Genomic DNA, 6,727 nt, shown 5'->3' on the forward strand with positions numbered 1-6,727 from the left:
GATGTTGACCCCGATATCCTCGAGCGCCTCGGCCGCCCGGCGGCGCATCGACCGGTTGTCGAGCAGGCGGAAGGGCCCCGCGCGCAGCGGTTCCCGGTTCAGGAACATGTTGTGGTAGATCGAGAGGCCGGGAACGAGGGCAAGATCCTGATAGACGCATTCGATGCCGAGTGCGCGGGCATGGTCGACGGATTTCAGGGCGACTTCCTGCCCATTGATCGTCAGCTTCCCGCTGGTTGGCGCCTGGTATCCGGTCAGGATCTTGATGAGCGTGGACTTGCCGGCCCCGTTGTCGCCGAGAATGCCGAGCATCTCGCCGCGCTTGAGATGGAGCGACACGCCGTTGAGCGCCGTCACCGCGCCGAAGCGCTTGACGATGTTCTCCGCCCGCAGGGCTTCGCCGCCGGGCATGCCCACCGGCGCCGTGGTGTCCGCGACTTGAACCTGGCTCATTTCCGCCTCCCCGTCATGCGCAGCCGTGCGAAGTGGATGTTGAACACCATCGCGATCAGGATCGCGGCGCCGATGATGATGTTGAAGGTGAAGGCATTGATGCCGTTGATCGTGAAACCGTCCTGAAGCACGCCCAGCACGAGGCCGCCGAACAGGCCGCCGATGATGGTGCCCGAGCCGCCCATGAGCGAAGTGCCACCGATGACCGCGGCCGCAACGGCGAGGAACATCATATTGGCGCCGCCCGCCAGCGGGTCCGTCGAGCCGATGCGCGAGGCTTCCAGGATACCTGCAAGGCCTGCCAGGACGGCGGTCAGGACGAAGTTGCCCATCTTGATCCTGGTGACGTTGATGCCGGATTCAGCCGAGCCGATCAGGTTGCCGCCGACCGCCGTGGTGTGCAGGCCCCAGCGCGTGTTGCGCAGCATGCCGTGCATCACCAGCACGACGATGACTGCCCAGATGATCTCGGCGAAGCCTTCATTGCCCATGAGGACGGTGAAGAGACCATCGGTCGGCGTGTCCACTGGGAAGCCGCGGGAGATCGTCAGCGTAAAGCCGTTGATCAGAAACATTGTGCCGAGTGTCGTCACGAAGGACGGCACGCGCAGTTTGACGGAGACGAAGCCGTTGAAGAGGCCGATCAGCCCGATGCCGACGAGGGCGAGCGGGAAGGCGATGATCAGCGGAATCCCGGCATCATGGGCGAAATACATGAGGAAGGGCGCGAGCGCGAAGGTCATGCCGGCCGAGAGATCGATCTCGCCGCAGATCAGCAGCATGATTTCGCCGCAGGCGATGATCACGGGAGCCGCGACGAACTGAGACAGGGTCTGCAGGTTCGGTCGAGTGACGAAGTTGCTGTTCGAACTCTCGAAATAGATGATGAGAAGAATCGCGACGACGAGAATGCTCGCTTCACGAATCTTGAGGAAACCGTGGAGGCTGCGGGTGCCGATATGCGGGCGGCTAGCCGTGCCTGCATCGGTCTGCGCTGGTTTCTGGGTATGTGCGCTCACGGGGTTGTTCCAGTCACTGACAAGGGGCGCAGGAGGAGCCGGCGGGCGCGCCGAAACGCCGCCCGCCGGGAAGAGCCTGAGCCTCGTTAACCGATCGGGCCGCTATGCGGGACAACTTGCGGGGCGCCCGAATTGCCCTCGTAGCGGGTCTTCGTCTTGAGATAGGGACCGACGCTTTCCTTCGTCACGAACTTAAGGCCGGTATTGATGTCGGCCGGCCCGACGAGGCCACCGGAGACCTTGAACATGAACATCTCCATGACCGTGTAGAAGCCCTGGAGATAGGGCTGCTGGTCGATCGTGAAGTCGCAGAAACCCTCATTGATGATCTCGAGGGTCTTCGGCAGCAGGTCGAAGCCGCCGCCATGCACACCCTTCTTGGTCAGGCCGTACTGCTTCATCGCCTGGGCCACGCCCTGGGTGGAGCCGCCGTCGACCGCGAACATGCCCTTCACGTCCTGGTGGCCGAGATAATAGGCCTGAACCTTGCCGATTTCTTCGTTCAGGGTGGCGCCCGTCGCGATCGAATCGACCGTGATGGACTTGCCGGACTTGGCGATTGCCGCCTTGGCGCCGTCGAGGCGGGGCTGAATGTTCAGCTGGCCCGGGGTCGCGATGAAGATAACGACCTTGCCGGAATCGACGAGGTTCGCAATGTGCTCGCCCATCGCATAGCCAGCCTTGTACAGATCCTGGCCGATATAAGCGAGACGCTTGTTGTCGCTGCCGGGCGGTACGTCCGCGTTATAGGCGAAGACCGGGATGCCGGCGGCGAGCGCCTTGTCGGTCGGGCCGTTGAACGCTTTGGGGTCGACGAGGCAGGAGGCGATGGCATCGGCCTTGCCGGCAATCGCGGCGTTGAAGGCATTGACCATCTGCCCGGCGTCGCTGGTTTCCGAGCCGGTCCACTGATAGCTGCAGCCGAGAATTTTGCAGGCATCGGCGATGCCATACTGGGTCGGCACGAAGAAGGGGTTCGTCGTCACATGATTGACGAAGACGAACTTCCACCGCGGATGTTCCGGGAAGGCCGTGCTCGCGGCGCGCGCTTGGGTCGCGAGGCCGGCGAGCATGGTGGCGGCGGCGCCGGCAGTCGCACCGGTCAGCAGGCCGCGGCGACGCAGGGCCGCGGTGGAGGGATTAGCCATATCGACGGCCGTAACCGCTTCGCGGTCTTTTTCTTCAGTCATGGAAGGCTCCCCAAAACGGGTCTCACCCAGGGTGCCGGGCGGCCCGATGATCGTTATTGTGGTGTCGAGGCTTGGTCCGCGGCACACTCGCGCCGGACCGGCGCGCGCGCCCCTATCTGGAACAGGGCCTTTTGCAGTGTCAATGGTCTGACCTATGGGGAAAGCGCCTTCCTGCGCTTTCTACCGAAAAATTCCTAAAACGATGATATATCGACAAAAGATACGAAAGAAGACAAATGATGCCTGGCTCCGAACGCCGTGGAAAACTGTCGCTCGCGGCGGCCAATGCACTGTCTTCCGCCGCTTTCCGGGATCATTTCTCGGGCGTTTTTGAGAGCACGCCCTGGGTCATGGATCGTATCGAGGCGCAGCGTCCCTTCACCTCGCGGGCCGCGCTGCTGGCTGCGATGGAACGGGTTCTGGCGCAGGCCGACGATGCGGACAAACTGGCCCTTCTGCGGGCCCACCCCGTGCTGGGTGGCGCTGCCGCCCGCGCGGGACAGGTGACCGCCGAATCGGCGGCCGAACAGGCCGGCCATGGTCTCGACCGCATGGGGGGCGGTGAGGAGCGGGAATTCGCGGCGCTGAACGAGGACTACCTGGAACGGTTCGGGTTTCCCTTCATCATCGCCGTGAAAGGGCAGCGCGACCGGGCGGCGATCCTGGCCGCGCTCCGCGGCCGAATCGCCTCCGATGCGGAGGCCGAGCGCGCCACGGCGCTTGAGGAGGTCGTGAAAATCGCGGGATTCCGGGTGGAGGCGTTGATCGAGAACGATGAGGGCGGCGCGAAGCCGCTCAGCCTCAGCCTCCACGTGCTGGATACGGCGCGGGGTGGGCCCGGCACTGGCCTCGCTTTCACCTTTCACCGCGTGCAGGACGGCGCTCGGTCCGCGCCGCTGGCGGCCGGGGAGACGAATGCCGAGGGACGGTGGTCGCTGGGTGCGGCCGTGCCGCTCGTCCCCGGCCTCTATGAGCTTTGCTTTGCCGCCGGCGCCTATCAGAACCGTTTCGGGGCAGAAAGATTTTACGAAGATATCTCGATCCGCTTCCGCGTCTCGGCAGAGGGCGGTCATTATCACATCCCGCTGATCCTCTCCCCCTTCGGCTACAGCACCTATCGTGGCGGCTAGGGGGCGATTTTGGGGCGACGCTATTGTGCGGACGCGCGAAAGAACCTGCCTTAAGATGACGTTGCTTTCTTGACACCAAGGGGGGTGGTCGGTAGCAGACGTCTGCCCCGGGCCGGCAGGAGTTTGCGCGGGCCTGTCGATGGTTAGGGGCACAGGATGAGCGACGGCCGCGAGGAGAAATCTTTCGAGGAACGCTTGGCCGAGGCGCGTGGCAGTGCCGGGCTCGACCGCCCCATCCGCAAGGAAAAGGGCGCGAAGGTCGCGGATGCGAATGCCATTCGTCTCGCGATGCGTCTCGGCGTGGAGGTCGTGGCGGCGCTCGTCATCGCCGTGGTGATCGGTTGGGGTCTCGACCGGCTCTTCCACACGCGACCGATCTTTATGATCGCCTTCGTGCCTCTGGGTGCGGCGGCGGGGTTACGTAACGTTTTTCGGGCCGTCGGCCCGGGAAGCAACCGCTAGTCTGGCTACTGGGAAACGTTCATGGCTGGTCCTTCGATTGACGCGCTAGGCCAATTTCGGCTGACCTCGGGCCTTGGCCCGATCGGCCAGGCAGTCAATTTCACCAATTCCAACGAGATGATGCTGGTGTCGATCGCCATCGTCACCGTTCTCTTCGCGGTCGCGCTGCGCCGGCGCGCCATCGTCCCCGGCCGCATGCAGTCACTGGTCGAGACGCTCTACGAATTCGTGCATGGAATGTGTCTCGATACGATCGGGGAGGAGGGCCGGAAATTCTTCCCCCTCGTTTTCACGATCTTCATCTTCATCCTGCTCGGCAACCTGCTGGGGCTGTTCCCGTATTTCTTCGCCTATACCAGCGGCATCGTGGTGACACTCACCATGGCGCTCTTCGTTTTCCTCTTTTCGACGGCGGTGGGCTTCTACGTCCACGGCTTCCGCTTCCTGAAGTTCTTCGTGCCCGACGGGGTTCCCGGCTGGATGTTGCCGATGCTGGTGCCGATCGAGATCATTTCCTATCTCTCGCGCCCGGTGTCCCTCTCGGTTCGACTTTTCGCCAACATGACCGCCGGTCACGTGATGCTCGAAGTCTTCGCGGGCTTCATGATCCTGCTGACCGCCGGCCTCGGCGTCTTCGGTGTCGTCGCCTCGATCATTCCGCTCGGGCTCAACATCGCGCTGTTTGGTCTCGAACTCCTGGTGGCTTGCCTGCAAGCCTATGTGTTCGCGATCCTCACCTGCCTGTATCTGCACGACGCCGTGCATATGCACTGAGTTAAATCCTGAAAGGACATAGGGTTATGGATATCACTGCTCCGCTTCTCGCCAAGGACATCGGTGCGGGTCTCGCTACCATCGGCGTCGCGGGTGCCGGCGTGGGTATCGGCAATCTCTTCGGCAGCTTCGTCTCCGCCGTCGGCCGCAACCCGGCTGCGCGTGATCGCATGTTCCGCGACGTTCTCCTCGGCTTCGCGCTGACGGAAGCGGTCGCGCTCTATGCGCTGGTCATCGCGCTCGTCATTCTCTTCACCTGATCAGAGACGGACGACGAAGCTGACCATGCACCGCCTTTTTGCCACTGCTTCGCTGAGCTGCGGGGCCATGCTCGTGGGGCTCGCCTGGGCCGGCACCGCGCATGCCGAGTCGAACATGCCGCAGATGGATTTCAGCAATCCGCTGAACGGCAGCCAGGTGGTGTGGCTGGTCATCCTGCTGGTCGTCCTTTACCTGATCCTGTCGCGCTGGGCGCTGCCGGGCGTCGGCGGAATCCTGGCCGACCGTGCGCAGCGCATCCAGGGCGACCTGGATGCGGCTCATGCCTCCAAGGTCGAGGCAGACGCTGCAGTCGCCGAATTGCACGAGGCCATCCGGTCCGCGCGCGACGAGGCCAATGCCGAAGTCAACCGCGCGACGGAGGCGGCCAAGGCACAGGCGGCGAGGCAGGCGGCCGAGCTTGCAACCCGGCTCGATGCCCAGCTCGCAGAGGCGGAGGCGGAGATTGCCGCCGCCCGCGCTCAGGCCATGACGGCCATCCGTCCGATTGCCAAGGAAACGGCGGGGGTTCTCATGGCGCGGCTCACCGGTAGCGCGGTGGATGACGCGCAGCTCACCCGCGGGGTCGAGGGCGCGCTCGCCACCCGCGGCCTCGCCTAAGCAGGAACCCTCAGGATGCAATATGAATCCCTGATGTCGATCCCTTGGTCCCACGGGACCTTCTGGGTCTTCATCGCCCTGCTGATCTTCGTCGGTCTCTTCGGCCGCAAGATCCTGACGCCGGTTGTCTCCGCTCTCGACAAGCGGGCCGTGAACGTGCGGCAGTCGCTCGACGAGGCCTCGCGTCTCAAGGCTGAGGCAGAGGCCATGCTGCGGGATGCCCGGAAGAAGCGCGCCGAGGCGATTGCCGAGGCGAAGGACATCCTGGAACGCGCCAAGGAAGAGGCTGCCCGCACGGCGCGTGAACTCGCCGCCGAAGCCGAAATGCGTGCCGCCGCCCGGGAGCGCATGGTGCAGGAACGCATTGACGCGGCCCAGGCATCGGCCATTGCCGAGGTGCGCAGCACCGCGATCGAGGTTGCGATCGCCGCGACGACCGAGGCGCTCCGAGCAGGCTTCTCCGCCTCCGAAGATGCGAAATTGGTCGATCATGCGATCGCGGAAGTACCGGCAGCCTTCAGCCGCCGCGCTGCCTGACCACCTCACCCTTGAACTATCCCGAAAAACCCGCGGCTTGCCGCGGGTTTTTCATTGGAGATCAGAGATAGGGGAGAAACAGCCGGGCACCCGCATCGCGCATGCGGATCAGCAGGCTCCGTCCGTCCAGTTCTTCGAGGGTCAGGGCATTGCCTTGATTCTCGGAGATGAGGTCTGAGAGAACCTTGGCCAAGCCCTTGTCGTAGGCCTCGATGCAGAGTTCGAAGTTGAGGCGGAAGCTTCGCATGTCCCAGTTGCTGCTGCCGATCAGCGACCATTCGCC

Annotated in this window: 10 protein-coding genes; 6 read left to right on the top strand and 4 right to left on the bottom strand. The window is 63.8% G+C overall.

Annotation, left to right across the window (positions count from 1 at the left end):
- From VL752_RS08315 to VL752_RS08325, 3 genes are all read right to left on the bottom strand, one after another.
- Positions 1-453: ATP-binding cassette domain-containing protein (locus VL752_RS08315; protein WP_325354046.1), on the bottom strand; the 453-nt coding region annotated here is incomplete at its 3' end.
- Complete coding sequence (locus VL752_RS08320) at positions 450-1,472, bottom strand: ABC transporter permease (RefSeq protein ID WP_325354048.1); 1,023 nt, start codon at positions 1,470-1,472, stop codon at positions 450-452. The genes VL752_RS08315 and VL752_RS08320, both read right to left, overlap by 4 nt.
- Before the next feature lie 86 nt (positions 1,473-1,558).
- On the bottom strand, positions 1,559-2,662 hold the full coding sequence (locus VL752_RS08325) for a sugar ABC transporter substrate-binding protein (protein WP_325354050.1): 1,104 nt from the start codon (positions 2,660-2,662) through the stop codon (positions 1,559-1,561).
- Between the two features lie 236 nt (positions 2,663-2,898).
- Between VL752_RS08325 and uraD the strand changes: the two genes are divergently transcribed.
- The 6 genes from uraD to VL752_RS08355 all read left to right on the top strand — a co-directional run bounded on the left by uraD (position 2,899) and on the right by VL752_RS08355 (position 6,444).
- Entirely contained in the window at positions 2,899-3,792 is an 894-nt protein-coding gene (gene uraD, locus VL752_RS08330; RefSeq protein WP_325354052.1) for a 2-oxo-4-hydroxy-4-carboxy-5-ureidoimidazoline decarboxylase, read from the top strand.
- A gap of 156 nt (positions 3,793-3,948) precedes the next feature.
- Positions 3,949-4,254, top strand: a complete 306-nt coding sequence (locus VL752_RS08335) for an AtpZ/AtpI family protein (protein ID WP_325354054.1) — start codon at positions 3,949-3,951, stop codon at positions 4,252-4,254.
- A gap of 21 nt (positions 4,255-4,275) precedes the next feature.
- A complete protein-coding gene (locus tag VL752_RS08340) occupies positions 4,276-5,028 on the top strand; it encodes a F0F1 ATP synthase subunit A (RefSeq protein ID WP_325354056.1) in 753 nt (250 codons plus the stop codon).
- Between the two features lie 26 nt (positions 5,029-5,054).
- On the top strand, positions 5,055-5,288 hold the full coding sequence (locus VL752_RS08345) for an ATP synthase subunit C family protein (protein WP_325354058.1): 234 nt from the start codon (positions 5,055-5,057) through the stop codon (positions 5,286-5,288).
- A gap of 25 nt (positions 5,289-5,313) precedes the next feature.
- Entirely contained in the window at positions 5,314-5,907 is a 594-nt protein-coding gene (locus tag VL752_RS08350; protein WP_325354060.1) for a F0F1 ATP synthase subunit B, read from the top strand.
- 15 nt (positions 5,908-5,922) lie between these two features.
- The gene (locus tag VL752_RS08355; protein ID WP_325354062.1) at positions 5,923-6,444 is read left to right on the top strand and encodes a F0F1 ATP synthase subunit B; all 522 of its coding nucleotides are present in this window, start codon (positions 5,923-5,925) and stop codon (positions 6,442-6,444) included.
- A 61-nt stretch (positions 6,445-6,505) separates the two neighbouring features.
- Here VL752_RS08355 and VL752_RS08360 read toward each other — a convergent pair.
- A partial coding sequence (locus VL752_RS08360) for a phospholipase D-like domain-containing protein (protein ID WP_325354064.1) occupies positions 6,506-6,727 on the bottom strand: 222 nt, incomplete at its 5' end.

Origin of the sequence: Acidisoma sp., from assembly GCF_035492295.1 — a bacterium.
Classification (GTDB): Bacteria; Pseudomonadota; Alphaproteobacteria; order Acetobacterales; family Acetobacteraceae; genus Acidisoma.